The organism is Paenibacillus sp. Root52 (assembly GCF_001426865.1).
Lineage (GTDB): Bacteria > Bacillota > Bacilli > Paenibacillales > Paenibacillaceae > Paenibacillus.
In genome coordinates this window covers 115,633-137,346 of record NZ_LMFO01000005.1, presented here as the reverse complement: position 1 = coordinate 137,346, position 21,714 = coordinate 115,633, and the positions used below count along the sequence as shown (strand labels likewise).

Below are 21,714 nucleotides of genomic sequence, written 5' to 3'. Positions count from 1 at the left end.
ATAATCAGCGGTTTCGAAAAGCAAAACCTATCTGTCATTGTTATATCTTCTCACATCAACTTGTTATGGTCAGTCCTCTTTATCTCATTATACCCTGACCAATGATCGTTCGTGCAACCTCTCAACATATACACTGGAACATTCTCCTCCAAATAGAGTCCATAGAAGAGTCCATAGAAATGAAAAAAGCGACCTCGCAAAATGTTACGTTTGCGAATCGCTCATGTGTTCATTCATACCGATCTTCCCAGTTTACCTTTTCCACGCTGGTGCATTAGATATACCGTATCTGCCTAACACCTTGCGCCCAAACCAGTTGAATACTCTGTCGGTAGTAAATCCCATGAACCCTAGGCAGATTAAGCCGACAAATATCCAGTCTGTGCGAAAGAATAAGCGCGAATTCCAGATTAAGTAACCGACACCTTCATTAGAAGCTATCATTTCTGCTCCGATGATTGCCATGTAAGATGTCCCATAGCCAGCCTTACTCCGGTAAAAATGTACGGCGTCGTTGCTGGCACAACCACGTACAGCAATATCTGCCACTCGCTTGCTCCCATACTGCGGGCTGAACGTATTTTATCTTCTTCCACTGCAAGCACACCAGTTAACGTATTAAGAATTACAATAAAAAAGGTCGCGTACATAATCAGGGCTATCTTCGACTGTTCTCCGATTCCGAACCAGACCAGAAACAACGTAATGAACGCGATCGGTGGAATAAAGCGGATAAAATTCAGGAACGGCTCTGCAAACACACGGATGATATGTACCTGACCGATCAACAGACCAATCGGAATAGCAATCAGGCTGCCGAGTACCCATCCAATGAGCACACGCTGAAAGCTGATGCCAATATACTGCACCAATGTGCCATCAGCAATCAACTCCTTGGCTCCCAGCAAGGTCGCCCATGGCCCTGGAACAACATCCGATCCGTAGATCAACGCACCTATCTGCCAGATACCGATAACAACTAACCATAATATTGGAACAGTAATCCATTTACGTTCCAACCATTTCATAACGTCCACTCCCTATTTCTCAAAATGGCTGCCAATCTTCTCGTACAGGGCTCCTAGTTCCTCGGAGGCGATATTGCGCGGGTAAGGCAAATGTACGTCATAAATGTCCGTAATGTTGGAGGACGGCCCCACTGACATGATGCCAATTCGCTCACCAAGCAGCAACGCTTCCTGAATGTCATGGGTCACAAAAATAACCGTTTTGTTCGTCTCACGCCAGATATTGACCAGTTCCTTCTGCATCGTCCTGCGTGTCATCGCGTCGAGCGCTCCAAATGGTTCATCCATTAACAGGATGGCCGGATCGTTGGCAAGGACCCGTGCAAGCTGAACACGTTGCTTCATGCCGCCCGAAAGTTCCTTCGGGAATTTGGATTCGTGACCATTCAAACCAACCATCGCGATAAACCGATCTGAGATCGCCTTCCGATCAGCCTTAGGTACATGTGCCATACGCAGTCCGAACTCCACATTCTGCCTCACTGTTAACCATGGAAACAGTGAAGAATCTGCCTGTTGAAACACCATAGCTCGGTCTTTACCCGGTTTCACGATTTCACTCGCATTGACTTTCAATTGTCCGCTTGATTTGGAAATAAAACCTGCTACCATGTTAAGCAACGTTGATTTGCCGCATCCGCTTGGCCCCAGCAGGACAAAGAATTCTCCTCCCCTAATGACCAAATTCACGTCTTTGATAATGTAATGAACATCTCCAGCCGTCACATCGTTATAGCTTTTACGAAGCTGTTCGATCTCAATAGCCGATATCGTTGCAGGTGTTGACATGCAAGACCCTCCTCTGTACTCATGTATCTACTTATCAAAAGTGACCTGATCCGGTAGCACCTTGCTTAACGGCTCCAACTTCAATTTACTTGCAAGATCAAAATCCTGCTGAATAATTCCATTATCGACCATATATTGCTTTTGCTTGGCAAGGCTATCAAAGGCCGCTTGAGTGAAACCAACAACCCAAGGGTTGATCGGGATATCCTTCAGAGTCGCTTCTTTTGGCTGCTTCGTTAACTTGTACTGCAAGTCAGCCACTTCTTCTGGGTGAGTCTGCGCATACTCTGAAGCTTGATTGAGTGCCTTCAGGAACCCGCCAATTATTTCAGGATTCTCTGAAATGAACGCATCACTCGCAACAAGTCCCATGCCAAGTCGCACTGAGGTTTTCGACATATCCGATAGCTGATGCACGTTGTCCAGCGCATCGAATTTGTCGGTCAATGCTGAGCCAACAACCCAGGCAGCATCTAGATCACCTTGCTTCAGTGCGATATATGTCTCGTCAAAAGAACCCTGACCCACCTGCGTTACATCCTGCAGTGCCACTCCGTTCTCCTTCAGATACTCATCCCATAAATAGGGAATGAAGGTCCCTCTCAAAAAGCTCACTTTTTTTCCTTTTAGATCGGCAGCGGCTTGAATGTCGTTACTCACGTACAATTTCCAAGACGCAGCCGCATAATCCGTTGCTTGCCCGGCCGAAGCGATGACGGAATAGTCACCTTTGGAGAGAGCGTTTAATACAGGGAAGTCCGCACCATAGGCAATATCGATCTGATTAATGAACAAGGCGTTCACACCTTCGGCAGGCGTACCGAAAATCATACTCTCAGCGTCAATACCCTGTTCCGCAAAGAATCCTTTCTCGATACCGACACGAAACGTCGGATTGCTTGCCGTATCCGCAATCCTGATTTTCACTTTTTTCCCTTCGGCACTAACATTTCCGGTCTGCGCCCCGCCCTCTTCTCCCGATGCACAACCGGAAAGTATAAGCATAGTCGTAACCAAAAGTATTATGGATGAATGGATCAATGATCTTTTCACGGTAATCACCCCTGCGTATAATTAATGTTTATGCTATTCATTCGTATGCTCGCCTTTATCGGATTTCAAATCATGTGAGGTCGTCACGCAGGCGGCTTCTTCGACGAATGGCAGTGTTGCTATAACACTCACGACCGATTCAGCCCCTTTTGAAGCAGCTCCTGGGACACGATAGTTCTCGACACTGATCGGCTCAATCGCCGTTTCTTCCGGTCTGTCTAACTGAGGCACCCAGCTATAAGGAACACGGTAAGAACGGTACACCATGTTGGTATTACGACCATTCCAATACGGCGAGATGTATTCCCAAACTAGTTCATGCTCACGCGTTACCTCGAACAGACGTCCGTTCGAACCTTCCGTGATAAGTGTATTACCGTTCGCAAGCCGTTGAGCAGAGCTGATATATGGACTATAGAATTTGTATGAATCCGTTGGTACCGAAAAGCCTGCTTCTGCTGGTGTATACTGCCAGATGATCTCTAACGTGACCGGATCAATCTCTAGTACCCGGGAATGATCACGTACCGCTGATTTCAGCCCAATCGGAGAAGCCGGGTTCGGCAGACCATATCCAGCCCATCCGCCGTTGTCGAACACCAGCAGGTTACCTTCACCCGGCAGCCCCTTCGGGATAATGTGGGCATGGTGCTGACCGATAATCCATCCAATATGCTTCACTTCTGGTCGGGAGTAATCTGGCCCGAGCTGCCAGACGATGTTACCTGTGCGTTTGTCAGTAATTGCAATAATATTAGCTTCGCGTGCATCCCAGATAATATTATCCGGATGGAAACGTTCGTCCCCAGCATCATAAAAGCGGTTTGGGCCGACATACGAAGCAGAGTTGATATGCAGCCAGTCTCCCACGCCCCCTCCCAGATGACCAAAGGATCGAGAGTTGGGATCACGGAATAACACATTGCGTGCCGCTTCGTCGAAGCCTAGTTCCTCGAAATGCTCGTTTGCCGCCCATTCCCATATGATATTGCCCTGCCAATCCACTTCGAGGATCGTATCATCTAGCAATGGCTTATCTGATATGTTCGGATTATTTACGTTTTTGTGAGACAGAATGAGTGTGGTACCACTACCGATCTTCGGTACCAAACCTGGTGCATAATACCCCACTGGATTACCTTCCCGCTGATAGTCATGATGCTGTCTTGCATACCAGAGCGGCTCATAACCAGGATCCTCAATGTGTTCATATCCGTCGTATCTCCAGACGATGTTACCGTCCCAATCCACCTGAACCAAATCGAGATTATCCTGAATACCAAACTTGGGATCTCTGCGTCCAGTGCTTCCAAGTACGTAGCCACCCGGGAATAATTTGGCCGGAAAACCGATCAATCCTTTCCACAGACGCACTTCTCTGCCGTTCATGTCGATCAGAACAACACCTTCATCCCCTGCCTGAAAGATCGTATACCCACTCCATGCTTTTTCTGGTTGAAATACCGTTGCACCTGTCGGGTAAATTGTTGAGTGTCCCATCGTAATCCGCTCCTTAGTAGTGGTTTATAGAACTAGGTCGTGTCTGAAAACTCGCTAATTAATAACTCAAATAATTTTTCTCACTGTTTCGTGCGGGCTTCTGTTCCTGATCCACAAGTGATGGAGCCTCCGCATTCTGTTCTGCCAGCCCCAGCAATGTTTCGGAGAATCCCTCCAGATTGGCAAATATCCGTTCATAGAAACGGCTCTGCTGTTCCAGCTCCTCTACCGTGAACCCTTGAAACAGAAGCGTAATACATCGATCACCGATGTTGTTGTTGCGCGCTACCATCTCCCGCCCTTTGGCGGTAATATCCAACAATACCGTGCGGCGATCATCCTCCTTACGGCGGCGTACCGTATACCCGGCGCTTTCCAGCTTGTCACTCAGCGCTGTGATTGCACCCGAGGTAAAATCCATCTGTTCTGCTAGATCGCCAAGTCGCTGCTCACCATCGCGAATGATCTTTTGTAGAATGAGCATGGCAGGTAACGTCACACCCTCCACGCTTACGCGATCCCGTTCTTTCACAAATCTGCGTACCATTTTGCGGTATAGGTCATCTACGATCGTTAATCGCTCCCATGTTTCTTTATCCATTAGGCAGCCTTCCCTTCTATGAACTCGGCCTCATTCCTCGTGTGGAGGCAATAAAAAAAGGCTCCGGCACACCTTCCCCACGGGGATGATGTACTGGAGCCTTTGGTGATCCAATGAGCTCAAAAATTATTTCACTGTTCATTTAATTAGTAGTGAAGTATTATTGAAACCAATATAACCCCCTTATCCCTACCTGTCAAGTATGTTTTCCAAAAGAGAGTAGGCAACTTTCCACTTGCATCGAAATTAGGTATGAGACTGCTTGATTAATTGAGTCGCCAACTACTCATGTTTATATGGCTGATAACTCACTTTCTTTCCACACACCAATCATTTAGATTAACTAATCCGCGGAGTAACTTTGGACATCGTTTGATTGGCAAGCTTTCCCTATGACGTGTACCTGTTGGCACACTAAAAAGACAGGACATTAATGTCCTGCCTTTCGCTTTAAAAAAGTTAAAATGTCGAGTTACACCATCACTTTGCAGATATCGTTTGTGAATTCAACTGGATCTTGAATCGGCAAACCTTCAATCAGCAAGGCTTGGTGATACAACAAGCTTGTATACAAGCTCAGTTTTTCTTTATCTTGTGCAAATGCATCTTTCAACGATTGGAAGACATCGTGGTTAACGTTGATCTCCAGCACTTTATCCGCTTGTACATTTTCACTGTTAGGCATAGCTTTCAAAATTTTCTCCATCTCAATGGTAAGCTCGCCCTCAGTGGACAGACATACCGGGTGGCTTCTCAGACGTTTCGAAGCTTTAACCGCTTTTACTTTGCCTGCGAGCTGTGCTTGCATCGCTTCAAACAACTCTTTGTTATCGTTGTCCTGTGCTTCTGTTTCCTCTGCGTCCGCACTTTCTTCGATTCCAAGGTCACCGCTGGAGATGGATTTGAATTCTTTATCCTTATAGTTCGTGATCATCTTGATCGCAAATTCATCAATATCGTCTGTGAAGTAGAGCACTTCGTAGCCTTTGTCGAGTACACCCTCGATCTGTGGCAGCTTCTCAATCCGTTCGATTGATTCACCAGATGCATAGTAGATATACTTCTGATCTTCCGGCATTCTGGAGACGTACTCATCCAAGCTTACCAGCTTCTTCTCTTTGGAAGAAGAGAACAGCAACAGATCCTGCAAGGTATCTTTGTTCACACCATAGTCGCTATATACGCCATATTTCAACTGACGTCCAAATGCTTGGTAGAACTTCTCGTAATTTTCACGCTCGTCCTTGAGCAAGCTCTGCAGTTGGCTCTTGATCTTGTTCTTAATGTTCTTCGCAATCAGGCTGAGTTGACGGTCATGCTGCAGCATCTCACGGGAGATGTTCAGAGATAGATCCTCGGAATCCACCATACCTTTAACAAAACCGAAATAATCCGGCAGCAAGTCGCCGCACTTGTCCATGATCAATACGCCGTTGGAGTAGAGCTCAAGACCTTTTTCATACTCTTTGGTGTAGTAATCAAACGGTGTATTCTCTGGGATAAACAAGATTGCATTGTATACCACTGCGCCATCTGCGCTAATGTGCAGGTGCTTCAGCGGTTTGTCATAACCGTAGCGCTTCTCCATATAGAAGTTCGTGTAATCTTCTTCGGTCAACTCGCTTTTATTTTTACGCCAGATCGGTACCATGCTATTAACGGTTTGTTCTTCTTGGTATTCCTCGAACTCGTTCTCTGTACCTTCCTTCGGACGTTGTCCTGTCACATCCATCTTGATTGGGTAACGAATGAAGTCAGAGTATTTCTTGATGATGGATCTCAGACGGTACTCTTCCAAGAATTCGTCATATGAATCTTCTTCGGTATTTTGCTTGATCGTCAGAACGATCTCAGTTCCTACAGAATCCTTCTCTGCTGGCGTGATCGTATATCCATCCGCACCTTCGGATTCCCATCTCCATGCTTCATCACTGCCCAGCGTTTTACTCGTCACGGTCAGCTTGTCTGCCACCATAAATGCGGAGTAGAAACCAACCCCGAATTGTCCGATGATGTTATGTCCATCTTTTGCTTCATTTTCCTTCTTGAACGCAAGGGAACCACTCTTCGCGATAACTCCGAGGTTGTTCTCCAGCTCTTCCTGAGTCATACCAATACCGGTATCGGTCAGGGTGAGCGTGCGATTTTCTTTGTCGATCGTCAGTTTAATGTAGTAGTCCTCTTTGTTGAATACAAGTGAGTCATCGGTGAGGGCTTTGTAATATATTTTGTCAATGGCATCACTGGAGTTAGAGATCAGCTCTCTCAAAAAGATTTCTCTTTGCGTGTAAATGGAGTTGATCATCATATCTAGCAAACGCTTGGATTCTGCTTGGAATTCTTTCTTAGCCATGAATGGGTGTCTCCTCTCAAATTGGATATCGAATGATTGAGTTAAATATTTAATGTAAAATTAGAATCTCCACATAAAGCATCACGTGAACAAAATTCTTCTGTCGCTTAATCCCTGAACTAATCTAATGCATATTCAAGACCCATTAAGATCACTATCGTCGAAGGCTCTCCTCCAGTGACCGTTCCGGTTACGGATCGTTCTTTCGATCGCTGTTGTCTCCAAATTTTTGTGAATTATATTAAATAGGTGAAAATACGGAGACAAAGGCGAGCGCTACCGCTTCTTCAGAATCGATTCCGCACCCTCCACTACTGAGGCTATTAGCCAAGAACCTAATGAAATTATGAGGCTTTCTCTAGATCAAAACATTCAGGAAGACTCGCTACGACGTACCGAATATTTTCTATTCAGCCACACTCGTGTTCTCTTCGAATTCAACAATTTAATATTCAAAACAAAATCATTCCATATGTAGTCGTGTATTAAAAAACATCTTGTATTAGCACTCAGGTCGTTAGAGTGCTAAACCCTACCTTTTATATAACATATGGGAAAATTGGGTGTCAACATGATGGCGGATATTTTAACAAAATGATTGAACAACGCTTGAAATCGAGCGCATCTTCTTATTTTAACGTAATAGGGTAGGCAATACAAAAGCCGCCTCGAACGATGCTTCGAAACGGCATGAAGTATGAGTTGAACCTCAGATATGATGAAAAAATCGAAGTTTATCTGGATTTCGAATAAGGTAAATGTTGCGAATAGAATGTCCTATGATATGAATCAGCGCAACGGTATCGACACGCTCTCCCATACGGATAACAACTCCTGTCTGGCCGTTGATCTCTCTCACCTCTAACAGTAGTCCATCTTCATGTTGAAATGATTTATGGAAAATACCATACAGAAATTTGAAAACAGAATCGCGTTCTGCAATCGGACGAACGGCAGCGAGCGCTTTCCCTCCCCCATCGGATATGAGTACGACATCGCTCGCTAACATGGAAATAACTCGCTCTGCGTCGTCCTGCTCAAACGCGGCTATAAATTGGCGGATCCACGCTTCCCTATCCGTCTTGATCATATCTGGTTCCCCTTCGCTCAGCCCCATCTTCCCCTTTGCACGGCTGAAAATCTTTCGGCAATTGATCTCGCTTTTACCAATGATCTCGGCTATACCTCCATACTCAATACCAAGAGCCTCACGCAGTACATACACCGCGCGTTCTGCCGGAGACAATTTCTCTAGCATTACCAGGACGGCATAGGACAGCAATTCATCACGCATTATAAAATCAAGTGGATCTACCGTTGAAGTCGGAATGGGTTCAGGGAGCCACTCTCCTACATAACGTTCCCGTCTCCTGCGAGCCGATTTATACAAATCTCGGCATCGATTAACGACCATTTTACACAAATACGCCTTCGGTTCCTCGGTCAGACCAGCCGGATTCACATCGCATACTTTAAGAAATACGTCCTGCACGACATCTTCCGCATCGGCCCACGTACCCGTCATCTGGTAAGCCAGTGTAAGCAATAACTTTTTATACCGACCGTATAGTTCCTCCATCTCAGCCACCTCATTCATCCGATCATGTCGTCAACATACTTGCTGCATCCCATGTATACTCCTTGATTTTCCAACTTAGTTTACCTGTGATGACAAAATCAATCCCCCATTTGTTTACCCAGGTTAACCCTTTGTCCGGACCTAGTCCGATGCTATACAAATTCATATAGCTCTCATGAACCGGTGCTTGGCGACCTTCGAGGTCTGCCAGCATAATCTTGGCAAGGCGAACAGCCTGGGGAATCGCTTCCTTGCACGTCTTGCCATCGACATGCCCATTAAGCGGGTCTACAATTCTGGCGCAGTCGCCAATACTATAGACTCCAGGCATATCCGCCACTCTGTAGCTGACATCAACACGAACATGCCCATCAGATATTACCGGCAAGCCGATCGTCTGAATCATCGGATTAGGCAGTAGTCCAAGCGTCCAGATACACAGCCCTATACTCCGCTTTTCACCGTCTGACAACCATATTACCCCATCCTCTTCCTTGATGATCCGTTTATTATGCAGCGTGTTTATACCAATGTCTTGGAGAAGTCGTTCTAGTTTCATGCCAACTTTGGCAGGGCCGTCTAGAAAAAGGCGATCATGTGCATTGTATAGCTCAATTCGGATGGCTTGCGGGTCAAGTCCTAGACGTTCCCCATCCTTACGGGCGTAATAAGCTAGCTCTGCAGCAGTCTCTACTCCACTTATGCCAGCTCCCACAATTGCAATGTGCATTAATCGCTCACGTTCTGTTGCATTAGATTCAGAAGCGGCTTGTTGAAGATTAGAAAGCCATACGCTCCGAATCTTTTGCGCACTTTCCAGTGAGGTGAGTGCAATACCACCCTGATCGGGATCGGGCTGCCGAATCACACTGCCCACTGTTACAACGAGCATATCGTAATTCAACTCATGTTCTGCTTCCATATCATTCACATATACCAGCTTTTTCTCTACCGCATTGATATTGAGGACCCTGGCCTGCACCAATTCAACCTCGTCCGGGAACAACTTGGTTAGTGGAATCCGTATGTCTTCATTTGTAACGGCAGGTCTAAACATTAACACTTTACGCAGATGGAAAGCGTTCTTGTCAATCAGAACCAGTCGGAGCGGATGCTTATTAACCTGATCCTTAAACCGTTTACGGATTTCTTTTACTGCATGAATTCCCGCATACCCAGCGCCAATGACAACGCACGTTAATGTTTTCATAATATCCACCTCTTCTGTCGTTTGCATATAGAACGAGGTAGTGGCTTTTTATGTGACATGTGGTTTCAAAAAAATACAAAATGGGAAGAACTGAATGCTGTGAAATGCTGTGATAATTCTATGTAAAACAAAATCTAACCCTTTTTCCATAAGCTATTAAGTTTTAGTTTTCCTTCCTAAAACAATAAAACACTCTACAATACACTATATATTAAGAATACGTTGCCCGTTAATTTAACGGACAGACAGCCGACTATGTAGTCGGCTGTCTAATCAAATATTAATCCGCGTTCAATGGTTACGGGTACAACAAACCTATATTTCTATTGCCATCGATGAAAAGATCTAAACATAGCATTCGAACTATTTCTGTAAGCAATTATGTGCTCCTGCATAAGGTAATTGACAGAGATCACTGGATATATAACGTTTACTTTTTCGCCATTTTTGGATCAAGCGTATCTCGCAACCCATCTCCGAGCAAGTTAAAACCGAGCACCGTGAGCATAATGGAAAGACCCGGGAAAATGAGCGTCCAAGGTGCTTTTTGGATGAACTGGCGGGAATCCGACAACATTTTTCCCCATTCTGGATCAGGTGGCTGTGCACCCATACCTAAGAATCCGAGCGCAGCCGCTTCAATAATCGCCGTACCGATGCCCAGCGTGCCTTGCACAATCAGAGGTGTAAGACTATTGGGCAAAATATGCCGGAACAGAATTCGTGCATTACCCGCCCCAAGCGTACGTGCCGACGTGACAAACTCCTCCTGCCTCAAGCTAAGTACCCTCGACCGCACCAGTCTGCCATAGGTCGGTATGTTGACGATGGCAATCGCGAGCAGGGCATTTTGCAGAGACGGCCCCAGAATAGCGACAATCGCAATCGCGAGGAGAATGCCTGGAAAGGCAAGCAAGATATCAAACAGACGTGAGATAAGCATATCCACCCATTTGCCATAAAATCCTGCAATTAGCCCTAACAATGCACCAGCAATAATTGAACCGATGACGGAGAAGAAGCCGACCCACAGTGAAATTCTCGCCCCATGCAACACGCGGGAGAACACATCCCGTCCGAGATCATCCGTGCCAAACCAATGCTCGGCCGATGGAGCTTGCAAGCGATCTGTGAGAACCTGCTCTTTGTAGTCATAAGGTGAAATATAAGGTGCAATGAAGGCGATTAGGATGAAAAATACAATGATGACCAGCCCGGCAAGCGCTAGCCTATTTTTACGAAACGTTCTCCAAGCCTCCCGCCATGGGCCTGAAGTCGATTTGGTTGCAACATCCACGGAAGCGCCCGTATTCGTCGATAATTTGGCCATGCGGCACCCCCTTCTTGGATATGAATGACATATAAAATATACGAGTTCAATGTACAACATTTACTACACGTCACTCCGCTGACAGAGCAACCTTCCGATCGCTGTTATCCCCTGATTCCCTTTATCCTTTTTTCTAAAGGAAGGAATCCCGTTATAAAGGCGATGTTTATGCTTCCGATGTAGCTTTCTTGCAGAAAGCTTGCAGCTAAGCTTCTCCAGGTTTTCCCTGTCCTCTTCGTTCGCATGTAGAAATTTAGATAACTCGTATATTTTATATCTAAGAATCATCCATCAAACCAAATGATGGATTCCTATTTGTAGCTGATTCTTGGATCAAATACGGCGTAGAGTAAGTCCACAATCAGGTTGATGACCACGAAGAAAAAAGCAACGATCAGGATTCCGCTCTGGATCACCGGATAATCTCTTGAACTAATTGCTTCATATATATAGCGTCCCACGCCCGGCCATGCAAAGATGGTTTCGGTCAGCACCGCTCCCCCGAGGAGCGATCCGGTCTGAATGCCGATTACGGTAAGTACGGGAATGAATGCATTTTTCAGCGCATGTCCGTACACGACAAAAAAGGGACCCAGACCTTTGGCTTTTGCAGTACGGATGTAATCCGAACTCATCACTTCCAGCATACTGGAACGGGTCATGCGTGCAATGACTGCCATCGGAATCGTACCCAGCGCGATACTCGGTAACAACAAGTGCTTCGTCACCGTCCATAGCTGATCCCAGCGACCAGCAATCATCGTATCCAGTACGTACAGACCGGTTACCGCTTCAATCGGATCACGCGGGTTCATCCTACCGATGGATGGCAACCACTGCAGTTTGTTAGCGAACAGCCATTGCTCCATCAAGCCAAGCCAGAAGATCGGCATCGAAACCCCAACCAGTGCAATGACCATGCAGCAGTAATCAAACCAGGAGTTATGCTTCCACGCACTGACGATCCCCGCATTGACACCAACGATAATGGCAAACAACATACTAGCCATCGTTAACTCAAACGTTGCCGTCAGATACGGTCCTATTTCCTGGGCAATCGGAACCTTGGATCGGATAGAAGTTCCTAAGTCGCCTTTGACCAGATCACCGAGATAGGCAAAGTATTGCTGAAACCACGGTTTATCCAAGCCAAGTTGGTCTCGAAGAGCCTGTTTGGATTGCTCTGTTGCCTTTTGTCCCAGAATGGTTTCCGCCGGGTCACCGGGAATGGCATGGATGATGGAAAAAACGATTAACGTCATGCCTAACAGAACAGGCAGCAGTACTAATACTCGTTTGACGATGTAACTATTCAATCCTCATTCACCCGCCTTTTGAACAGCCGATTAGGTAGAAAAAAAACGCCAGCGGACACGTATGCTTCGAGATGATTACGTCCGGATGATGTTCTGCTAAGCATTGCGTGTGCGCCAGCGCTTTAAAAATTCAGACATGGATCACAGTTTACAGCTTACTCAATATAAGTGCGTGTTCAGAGCGAACTTTTTGAACAACCTCTACCTATTCCTCGAAATAGGCACCTGCATAGGATTCACTACCCAGCGGTGAAGGAACAAAGCCTTTCAACTTCGCACTACCCGCCAGAATTGGCGTGGTATGCACAAGCGGAATCCATGGTGCATCTTCCTTAATAATGACCTGTGCCTGCTTATACAACTCTGCCCGTTTATCCTGGTCGGTCTCCTTCTGTGCATCCGTCAGCAACACATGCAGCTCCTCGTTGACATAGAAGCTACGGTTGTTACCCGGAATTGCATCTTTATCGAGCAACGTGTACAAGAAGTTATCGGGGTCACCATTATCTCCTGTCCAACCGAGCATGTAGATATCGTCCTTCTCCCCGGCTTTGACATCATCTAGATACGTCGCCCACTCGGGAGACTCAATGTTTGTCTTTACTCCAATTTTCTCAAAATCGGCTTGGATGGCTTCGGCTACTTTCCTACCATCAGGCATGTACGGACGAGATACTGGCATCGCATAGAAGGTCACCGGATCTGGCAATCCGTCAGGGAAGCCTGCTTCGGCAAGCAATGCTTTGGCTTTCTCCAAGTCATACGGGTAATCCTCAATACTATCGTTGTATCCCCATAATGTTGGTGGCATCGGATTCACCGCAGGCTGAGCTTGTCCAGCAAAGAACGCATCAATAATGCCTTGTTTGTTCACGGCATGATTCAGCGCCTGTCTCACTTTTACATCATCAAAAGGTTTCTTCTTAAAGTTAAAGCCGATATACGCCACGTTGAATGGTGGACGTTCAATCTTTTGCAGGTCAGCATTCGACTCCAGGATCGACAGATCATCCGGATTCAGATCCTCCATCACGTCAATTTCGCCGTTCTGCAAGGCATTGAAACGAGCCGTATTATCTGGAATGGAGCGAACAATAACTTTGTTCAGCTTCGGCAATCCTTCTTTCCAGTAGGTTGGATTTTTCTCCAGTGTAATGGAGTCGTTGCGCTTCCACTCTTTGAATACAAATGGACCGGTGCCTACAGGATCGGTTTTGAAGTTTCCCTTCTTCTCCTGAATGGCGGTTGGGCTGGCAATGCCGAATGGCGTCATCGCGATATTTTGCAGGAAAGGCGCTTGTGGTTGGTTCAATGTGAACTCCACCGTAGTCTCGTCAATCGCCTTCACTTCCTTAATCACGCGTCCATCCTCTGGGCCAAACATGGAATCGTAATAATCGAAGGAGTCCCCTTCGAATTTATATTCACTCGCAGGATCACTCCAACGATTGAAGTTGAATGCAACAGCCTCGGCGTTTAAGTCAGTACCATCATGGAATTTCACACCAGACTTTAGCTTGAACTCGTACTTAAGTCCATCCGCTGAAATCTCCCAGCTCTCCGCAAGTCCAGGGATGACCTCTGTTCCACCTTCCTTGTAATCAAGCAATGAATCGAACACCTGATGTCCAATCTTGAGGGATTCACCATCAGTTACAATGGCCGGATCTAGGGCAACAGAATCTCCACCCCGTCCCATAATCATCGTATCCTGCGTTGCTACTTCCTCCGTTGGCGGATCGTTACCTTCCGCTGGAGCAGGCGTGTTCGTCCCCTCCTGGCTAGAGCAACCCGATAGAGCCAAGACCGTACTCATTGCCATAACCATCAAACCGGACAACCATTTTTTTCTCATTCGCATACGTACAACACCCTTCCCTGTCTCAAAATGTGTGTGATGCTGGCGTGCCAAAACAATGATCCCGATGGATGGATAGTGGATACACGATCAGTCAACATGCTTCCAAGATTGTTACGAGCAAAATGCTGATCCAAGAAACCGTTGCAGGCGTGCATCACATACTATCTGTATCTATTAAGGGCTTAACATGCCCATGATACCTTTAATATATTTGAATAGGTCATGATGGGAGATTAGTAGATATTTTGAGAGAGAAAGAAATGGAACAATTAAACAAAGGTCAATTGAACAGAGTAAAGCTTGGTCACTTGTTTTGGGTATACACATATATTCATTAGCATAGGGATCTTTCAGATAGAAACTAACATGGGAGTGGTTTTCAAGGGTGTTGGAATATACAACAGGGAGACATTACAATAACTTTGAGTGTTATAGTCTTGTCATGATGGGAGGATTATGCTCATAAACTGTGGCAAAAAACCATTTTGTGTAACTTACTTTACATCACATTAATCATTTAGACAAGAGATTTACATACAACGATCATCAACTTTATGATATATGTTATTTAAAGTTACATAAAGCACAAAAATAAAACATAGATCGACAAAAAATCACTTGGCATCCCCTACTGACCACTTCTTATTTCGTTCGAATTACTAGATTGATGCGAGTTATGTATCCCAAGATAAAAGCTTTATTTTTCCATTTTTACTGAAATACGTTACAATTTAGAAGATATGAATGGAGGCGATTCATTGTGAAGCTACAGTTCAACCTATCCTTCGAGGATCTAATCGACTTACAGAAAAATGTGATCTCAAAATCGAAGCATCATCGTAAGGTAAAATATATTTTACTCTCTGGATTTCCGATTTCATTATTATTTTTAAATCTCATTTTTCAAACCCCTGTTTCACTTTTAACTATTGGAATCATTCTACTATGGATCATCGTTTTCCCTAGCTTATACAAAAAATTAACACTCTTCTCCATAGTTCGGATGATGAAAAAACAGAATTTAAATGGCGTCCTTGGCCTTAATACGATGTTGTTAGATGAGCAAGGCATCACGCGAACGACGAAGAACAATCAAAATTTCTTGGCATGGGATCAGTTTGTCGTTGTACGGGAGGATGAGAAGCACTACTATCTACACGTTTCTGATTTACAAGCGATGATTCTATCCAAAAGGGCATTAGAAGATGATCGCACCAAAGAAGCGTTTCAGCAGTATTATGATTCGCATTTAGTACCTTTGTTGGAGAAACAGAACTAAAGATTGGTTGCGCTGCAACTCCGATATAGAACAGCCTTGAAGGTCGCTGTGTCCCCAGATTTCTTTTCAAAAAGCTTTTGGGCTAACGCTTCAGCTTCTTCAGTTTTTCTCCCCACTCCGTTCCCGTGTAAAATGATTAGCTATTGAAGCATAAAGAAAGACGCCATCTCATTAGAGAATGGCGTCTTTGGCTTTGGTCATCCTACGTTTACATGTAGAATGCGTATATTCATTTGAAATCTGTATTATTTTTTAAACAAACCTCTACGGTGCATGACCGTGATAAAACGATAAAAGTCGTAACTCGCTCCATTATCGATGCTAAACAATGGGTTCTTCGGATCATAGGCTAATGCAGCTTCTACAGCCGCTTTGGCCCATACCGGAACCTCCATTTGTTGGCGTGCCTGTAGTCTCTCCACCTGTGCCTTCAACGCATCAAACGCTGCTTTCTCTTCAGTTGTCATCGGTTCGCCCCCTTTCGGTGGTTCGGTTGGGTTCGGCGGATTCGTGGGTTCTGTCGGTTTTGGAGGATTTGGAGGTGTCGTTGCAGGTGCATATCTGGCTCGTAGCTGCGCTGCCGTCCCTTCAAATTCATTCATGTCGACGTTGCCCGCAATACCGCTTACTTTACCTGAATCTGTATATTGCCAGAACGTCCAACGTTTCCAGGCAGGCTGATCATCCGGCACCCGTGTGTTGCTGTAACGCGCGATCCATAGATCATACGTTCCGAGCGAGGCATCAAAGTTTCCAGCAAATGAATTGCCCGTATATATAATTGGTTTTATGCCAGTAAGACGTTGTAATTCGGTTAAAAAGGCTTTGGCTACAGTGTTCATCTGCGCTCTGCTCAAATTACCGGGGTTATTCTCATAGTCCATGACAGGAGGTAATTGTAATGCTTTCGCACCCCCGACCTTCTGCAAAGTGTTCGCATAATGCGCCGCTTCGGCTTTGGCGATCTCTGTAGAGGTTCCGCGGAAAAAATGATACGTTCCCACCAGCATGCCAGCCGCAAGTGCGCCAGCTACGTTTTGCTGAAAATTTGGATCGGTATACGTTCGTCCCTCCGTAGCCTTGATGAACACAAATGTCATGCCACTTGCCTTAACTTTGGCCCAATCAATCGTGCCCTGATAACGGGAGACGTCGATGCCCTGCGTGTTGCCTGGCGTTCTCTTTTGCATGGTTCTCACACCCTTTACGCGGCAAGTTTGCCGTTTGTATATAGTAGATGTCAGGACAAGGTAGCTTGCCTGTGTGCATGTCCTGATGTTTGGAAGATTGGGGAGTTTAGGAGGAATGTTGTTGGATTAGGTTTGGTGGTTGCTGGGTTGGTTAGGGTTCGTGTGGTGTGTTATAAAACAAAACACGTTTAGTGGTTAGGTACAAATCACTAAAATGACAGAGCTCTCTTCGTTTGCTATTATCCATAGAGTTTGGACTCCTAATTTAGAGTAAGGTTGATCATTTTAGTGATAGATAAAACTGTTGGATCTACTCTATTCCTAGTTTATTAGCTAAATGAATCTAAAATATTCTTCGAGGCTAGTCCTATTCGTTTTGCTATAGGTTTGCATTCAACACACTATTTGAATTGCTATTAGATTTGTATTTTTGTGCGATAGATGAATACTGTAAAGATGCAACTACTTTTTATCTTTTTTCTTGTGTGTGTCACTATCATAATCCGTTTGAGCAAGAGATTCATTAGACTTAAAAGGGAGGTTACCGGGGTTATCCCCGGCTCCTCCCTTACCCTTGAGCACTTCTATTGCCTGCCGAATCGCAGGCGGAATGGGTGCGCCCAGCTTGCCACCATTTTCAATAATAGACAACAGCTCATTCGCGATATAAAAAAAGGCGACCGCATCCCTGAACAAATGTCCGTCTCCCAGAACACCGTCCACCAGATGAGCCACCGATACCATTGCAAAAATGAATACCTTACGTGCAATGCCGAACATCCCCGTGTTACTCTTTAGCGTACCTGTCATAGCTGCGGCTGCAAATCCTGTCATATAATCCAATGCTACAAATACCAGCAATACACCCAGCACACCCGACCAACCACCAAAGAAGTATGAGGCTGTCGTGCTCCAAACAGCCACAAGCCATTTACCTACTGTCTCCAACTCACTTCCCCCCTTCTTCAATATGCCCGCTTGACCACTCCAGAGGGCATAATAATAGCGCACCACTTGGGTACGCTTGTTACTCAACAATCAAAAATTCAAGTCCGCTATCTGTCAAAATCTCTTTAACGTCGGGTTTCAGTGTAGTGGGTACCACCTTGTACTCAGTTTTGCCCAGGATCACACGTTGTGCGAAGAACATAGCCATCATATCTGTGTCACCTCCTTTCAGAAATAACCATGTAATGAAACGCCGAATCATCCGTAAACCTGTTCAGCCATTTCTGCAATCACATCTTCGACAAAGTCTGCTCGATCAGACAGGGCATTACTCTGAGCTTTCAGAAGCGTACTTTCTTGCTTCAGATTCTCAAATTCTTCACTTGGGACTGAAACGTAAACGATTGGTGGTTGTGGTCGTTCATCGGAAAACACCAAGAAATTTCCTTCTGTTATGTTCCGTTCTTCAATTAAGAATTTATCATCATGCTCTATGATAAGGTTGTCGCGTTCATCTGAAGAATTAAACTGAAATACGTAATTCATTCCGATTCCTCCTTTACACTGCTGTTTGTATCATTAATTCTTGACATCGAATTTTAGGATTTGCGAGTTCCGCATAGGAAATGCCATTAGCGCCAGTTTGCCATTGCCAAATTTCTATTTTTTCTCCACCGTTAACTTTAATGTCTTCGATAAAAAGGGTGTACGAGTTTGAATTAGACGATCTGATGATTCCGCAAGGAACTCCATCTACATAAATTTGTCCATATGAAGTAACTTGAACTTCATTACCTCGCCATGCCGTTAATTCGAATTCAACTCTATACGTACCTGGGAAAATCATCAAAAATGAAATGAGTTTTTTTTTGCCCGTTTGATAAGACCTGAACAATTGTGTGCCATTATAGAGGTAAAATCCACCTGGCGAGAACTCAAATTCAGATCCATCCAATCCGTAATTATCCAATGAGTAGTTATCTATCCCTGGCATTATATCACCTCTTTACCACTAATATGGTAAGTGACATTGGCGTTTGAAGCCTTTCCCCTTATAGCTTCCCCGGCGGTAAGTATCTGATCTACATTAGGAATGGTTAATGTGTCGTTAGGCTTCATCGTGTGTTCATAAGCAAACCAGATGCTATGGAATGATAAATCGAATGTCACAGGAGTATTGCCTGAGTTACAAATAGTGATTGCCTTGATTATTGTAGTCGTGTTTGCTGGTACAGTATACAATGCTGCACTAGATGTAGTTAGTCCGCCTCTACCTAGCCTTTTCGATACTACTGTCATCTATAACACCCCCCATAAGTTTTCCGAGAGTAGGTCTGATATTTCCGCGAAAACATCCTTTGACCAAGCCCCCCAAGATATCACACCTCCACCAGCATCTGAGCCAGTACGCTGCAAGTAAGTGTTTGTGAACATGTTAATCGCTTCTTGTTTTACCCATACGTTAGCGTAAGCCGTTACCCTAAAGTACCACCATGATATCCCTACAGCCGCTATAGGTGCGTTTGCAACGTTTTGTCCAACATAGTCTCCGTTAAGGACTAGATTATTCGCATTTCCATTACTTACGTTTATACATACGCCAGTGTCCTGCGTCAATTTATGTCTTTGCCATGACTTATCATCCACATATTTTTGAGCCGCTAATCTGTCTTCACTCACCGCTTCATGGAGCGTATCCAAATCCTCACGTGTCGCCACACCTGCATCAATCTTCTCAAAAATCCCATTAATACTCTCCCGGGTTACACTCTCATTCCCCAAGGGCAGTGGTAACTTTAGTCGATCGGTTTCTTTTGGCATTATGCCCATACCTCCAGTTCGTTCCACGTCAGGGACGCGGCGTCTAGTTCATCCCAGGTAATCTGTTTCTTGTCCAGATCGTTCCAGATCAGATGGTGATACTCGTACTCCACAGCCATATGCGCTGGCTTCAAATCATCAATTGCCCATTTGAGATCGTCGATATTGGGCGGAATGCCCATCGTATCCACAAAACTCACGGTAAAGCTCCATGCTTCCGGCTGAAAAGAGACATCCACCTTACCTCCGACATATGCTTCAGCCACGTTGGCAACAAGCCTGCCAGAGAACTTCCCAGCTCCTCGTAGCTTGGACTCGACGACAGCACGCCGTTGTTCCACAGGTTTGAGACGGTCTGTCTCAATGCCCAGCTCCTGCTCCCAGTAGCCTAATCCCCATGTCGCGGTACGGACAAAAAATTGATCCAACGTCTCATCCAATGCCTGATATAAGGAATCCATCTCGGTACCTTTGGAATGCATATCGGCTTGCATCACCCGCGAAGTCTCATAATACTGAGGTAAGAAGGAGAACATTTCTCTCCCCTTTTCACTCGTCAGTCCAGCATTTACAGCAGAAGGAACACTCATGTTCTGCGTCCCCCTTTCTTTTTACATCAAAGGAAAGCTTCTTAATCGGCCGTTCTAACCTCAGAGCCCCAACGAATTTATCCTCATTGACCCTTTCTACAGCACTCCTTACCTCTACACCTACACTATTCATGCACATCCACCGTTCCTAACACCGCCACCTGACTTGCTGTCATCTCGATATTCTGGTCACTCACACCATTCACGGTAAGCTCCGAATAGTCGATGATCGGCGGAATGTCGAGTAGGATGGCAGCAATACGTGTGTAGCGTACGAGCGGATCGGCAAAAGCAAGCTGCTTCAGATACGCGGTCACCCCGCGTTCGATTAACTCCCGCACATCGGCTAGTGTGGCATCACTCGCCAGTGTCAGCTTCACCTGAATGTTCATCGGCACTTCCTCTGCCGGCATGACGGTGACCACAGGCCCCGCGGGTGCAACGCCTTCACCTTGTCCATCCTGTGTTGGGTCTACGTACTTCTGCACGGCCGCCACCAGATCACTTCCGGCAGCTCGTTTATCTATATCCAGCAAATACAACCCCACACTGCCCGGCCCCTGCCAGAGCGGAATAACACGCGTCGCTCCAACGCCCGGAACTTCGCTTGCCCACTGTACATATTGAGCTTTGTTACCACTGGTTCCCTGATTGCGGACTTTGGCATAGAAACGTTCTAGCAAAGCGGTATCTGCTTCAATATCCGCACCGCCCTTGATCACATCCATGTTCGTGACCGAAGTCACGCCGCTCATCGGTGTAGACAGCACGGTTACCGTGCCTGCTGGCACATTGCTTTCTTTTCCCGCAACGAGTGCTCGTACACCGACCATGCCAGAACCATCCTCACCTAGCTCCATACGGCCAACCGTTTCATATTCTAGCGAGGCTTCGCCCGATACTTCATCCGCGAGTGTTGCAACTACGGTGCCTGCTGGCACCACCTTCCCCGGCGTACCTACGAATCTCACTACACCTTGTGCCACCACTGCAGCCCGCCGAACAATGCCATGCTCCCCAGTACGTAAATCCAGCTCCTCCGAACGGAAATTCGGATCACTGCTCGCAGCGGTACTTGCGAATCCACGCCGTAATAATTCCTGTGCCCAGAGCGCGGCTTCAGATAACATGAACGCTACCGGAGCCTCTGCATCCCACAAGAAAGAACCCTCTGAATTATCCAGATCCGCGGGCAACCGATCCAGCATGCGCTGCATAATCTGTTCCTCGGTCTGATCTTCCAAATAACGCGGCATCTCAACCATC

At 45.8% G+C, this 21,714-nt stretch carries 20 protein-coding genes and 1 pseudogene; 1 reads left to right on the top strand and 20 read right to left on the bottom strand.

What is annotated here, in order from left to right; genetic code table 11:
• Positions 1-252: 252 nt before the first annotated feature.
• The 11 genes and pseudogenes from ASD24_RS08150 to ASD24_RS08100 all read right to left on the bottom strand — a co-directional run bounded on the left by ASD24_RS08150 (position 253) and on the right by ASD24_RS08100 (position 14,614).
• Positions 253-1,028: pseudogene (locus ASD24_RS08150) on the bottom strand (ABC transporter permease).
• Positions 1,029-1,040: 12 nt separating this feature from the next.
• The gene (locus tag ASD24_RS08145; protein ID WP_056694234.1) at positions 1,041-1,817 is read right to left on the bottom strand and encodes an ABC transporter ATP-binding protein; all 777 of its coding nucleotides are present in this window, start codon (positions 1,815-1,817) and stop codon (positions 1,041-1,043) included.
• Between the two features lie 27 nt (positions 1,818-1,844).
• Positions 1,845-2,870, bottom strand: coding sequence for an ABC transporter substrate-binding protein (locus ASD24_RS08140; protein ID WP_056694230.1), 1,026 nt, complete (start codon positions 2,868-2,870; stop codon positions 1,845-1,847).
• A 33-nt stretch (positions 2,871-2,903) separates the two neighbouring features.
• Positions 2,904-4,370 carry an aryl-sulfate sulfotransferase gene (locus tag ASD24_RS08135; RefSeq protein ID WP_056694228.1) on the bottom strand — a complete coding sequence of 489 codons (1,467 nt, stop codon included), beginning with the start codon at positions 4,368-4,370 and terminating at the stop codon, positions 2,904-2,906.
• Between the two features lie 58 nt (positions 4,371-4,428).
• Positions 4,429-4,971 (bottom strand): MarR family winged helix-turn-helix transcriptional regulator, encoded by a 543-nt coding sequence (locus ASD24_RS08130; protein ID WP_056694225.1) that lies wholly within the window; start codon positions 4,969-4,971, stop codon positions 4,429-4,431.
• A 472-nt stretch (positions 4,972-5,443) separates the two neighbouring features.
• Positions 5,444-7,324 (bottom strand): molecular chaperone HtpG, encoded by a 1,881-nt coding sequence (htpG, locus tag ASD24_RS08125; RefSeq protein WP_056694222.1) that lies wholly within the window; start codon positions 7,322-7,324, stop codon positions 5,444-5,446.
• 709 nt (positions 7,325-8,033) lie between these two features.
• Entirely contained in the window at positions 8,034-8,921 is an 888-nt protein-coding gene (sigJ, locus tag ASD24_RS08120) for an RNA polymerase sigma factor SigJ (RefSeq protein WP_327205233.1), read from the bottom strand.
• A gap of 4 nt (positions 8,922-8,925) precedes the next feature.
• Positions 8,926-10,113 (bottom strand): NAD(P)/FAD-dependent oxidoreductase, encoded by a 1,188-nt coding sequence (locus ASD24_RS08115; protein ID WP_056694219.1) that lies wholly within the window; start codon positions 10,111-10,113, stop codon positions 8,926-8,928.
• A gap of 430 nt (positions 10,114-10,543) precedes the next feature.
• Complete coding sequence (gene nikC / locus ASD24_RS08110; protein ID WP_056694216.1) at positions 10,544-11,443, bottom strand: nickel transporter permease; 900 nt, start codon at positions 11,441-11,443, stop codon at positions 10,544-10,546.
• A gap of 311 nt (positions 11,444-11,754) precedes the next feature.
• Positions 11,755-12,759, bottom strand: coding sequence for an ABC transporter permease (locus ASD24_RS08105; protein ID WP_056694214.1), 1,005 nt, complete (start codon positions 12,757-12,759; stop codon positions 11,755-11,757).
• A gap of 205 nt (positions 12,760-12,964) precedes the next feature.
• On the bottom strand, positions 12,965-14,614 hold the full coding sequence (locus ASD24_RS08100; protein WP_056694419.1) for an ABC transporter substrate-binding protein: 1,650 nt from the start codon (positions 14,612-14,614) through the stop codon (positions 12,965-12,967).
• A gap of 1,009 nt (positions 14,615-15,623) precedes the next feature.
• Here ASD24_RS08100 and ASD24_RS30950 point away from each other — a divergent pair.
• Positions 15,624-15,899 (top strand): YcxB family protein, encoded by a 276-nt coding sequence (locus ASD24_RS30950; protein ID WP_156395378.1) that lies wholly within the window; start codon positions 15,624-15,626, stop codon positions 15,897-15,899.
• A 245-nt stretch (positions 15,900-16,144) separates the two neighbouring features.
• Here ASD24_RS30950 and ASD24_RS08090 read toward each other — a convergent pair whose 3' ends face one another.
• From ASD24_RS08090 to ASD24_RS08055, 9 genes are all read right to left on the bottom strand, one after another.
• Positions 16,145-17,089 (bottom strand): glycoside hydrolase family 25 protein, encoded by a 945-nt coding sequence (locus ASD24_RS08090; protein WP_056694208.1) that lies wholly within the window; start codon positions 17,087-17,089, stop codon positions 16,145-16,147.
• Positions 17,090-17,551: 462 nt separating this feature from the next.
• Positions 17,552-18,037, bottom strand: a complete 486-nt coding sequence (locus tag ASD24_RS08085) for a phage holin family protein (RefSeq protein ID WP_200956141.1) — start codon at positions 18,035-18,037, stop codon at positions 17,552-17,554.
• A gap of 79 nt (positions 18,038-18,116) precedes the next feature.
• Positions 18,117-18,248: a CD1375 family protein gene (locus ASD24_RS31295; protein ID WP_268795313.1), complete on the bottom strand. Its 132-nt coding sequence runs from the start codon at positions 18,246-18,248 to the stop codon at positions 18,117-18,119.
• 47 nt (positions 18,249-18,295) lie between these two features.
• A complete protein-coding gene (locus tag ASD24_RS08080; RefSeq protein WP_056694205.1) occupies positions 18,296-18,583 on the bottom strand; it encodes a hypothetical protein in 288 nt (95 codons plus the stop codon).
• Positions 18,584-18,596: 13 nt separating this feature from the next.
• Positions 18,597-19,031 carry a hypothetical protein gene (locus tag ASD24_RS08075; RefSeq protein WP_056694203.1) on the bottom strand — a complete coding sequence of 145 codons (435 nt, stop codon included), beginning with the start codon at positions 19,029-19,031 and terminating at the stop codon, positions 18,597-18,599.
• Entirely contained in the window at positions 19,031-19,336 is a 306-nt protein-coding gene (locus ASD24_RS08070; RefSeq protein WP_056694201.1) for a hypothetical protein, read from the bottom strand. Before ASD24_RS08070 ends, ASD24_RS08075 begins: the two co-directional genes overlap by 1 nt.
• Positions 19,337-19,858: a pyocin knob domain-containing protein gene (locus ASD24_RS08065; RefSeq protein ID WP_056694199.1), complete on the bottom strand. Its 522-nt coding sequence runs from the start codon at positions 19,856-19,858 to the stop codon at positions 19,337-19,339.
• Entirely contained in the window at positions 19,858-20,448 is a 591-nt protein-coding gene (locus ASD24_RS08060) for a putative phage tail protein (protein WP_056694197.1), read from the bottom strand. The genes ASD24_RS08065 and ASD24_RS08060 overlap by 1 nt, the downstream gene beginning before the upstream one ends.
• A 125-nt stretch (positions 20,449-20,573) precedes the next feature.
• Complete coding sequence (locus ASD24_RS08055; protein ID WP_056694193.1) at positions 20,574-21,713, bottom strand: baseplate J/gp47 family protein; 1,140 nt, start codon at positions 21,711-21,713, stop codon at positions 20,574-20,576.
• Between the last annotated feature and the right edge of the window lies 1 nt (position 21,714).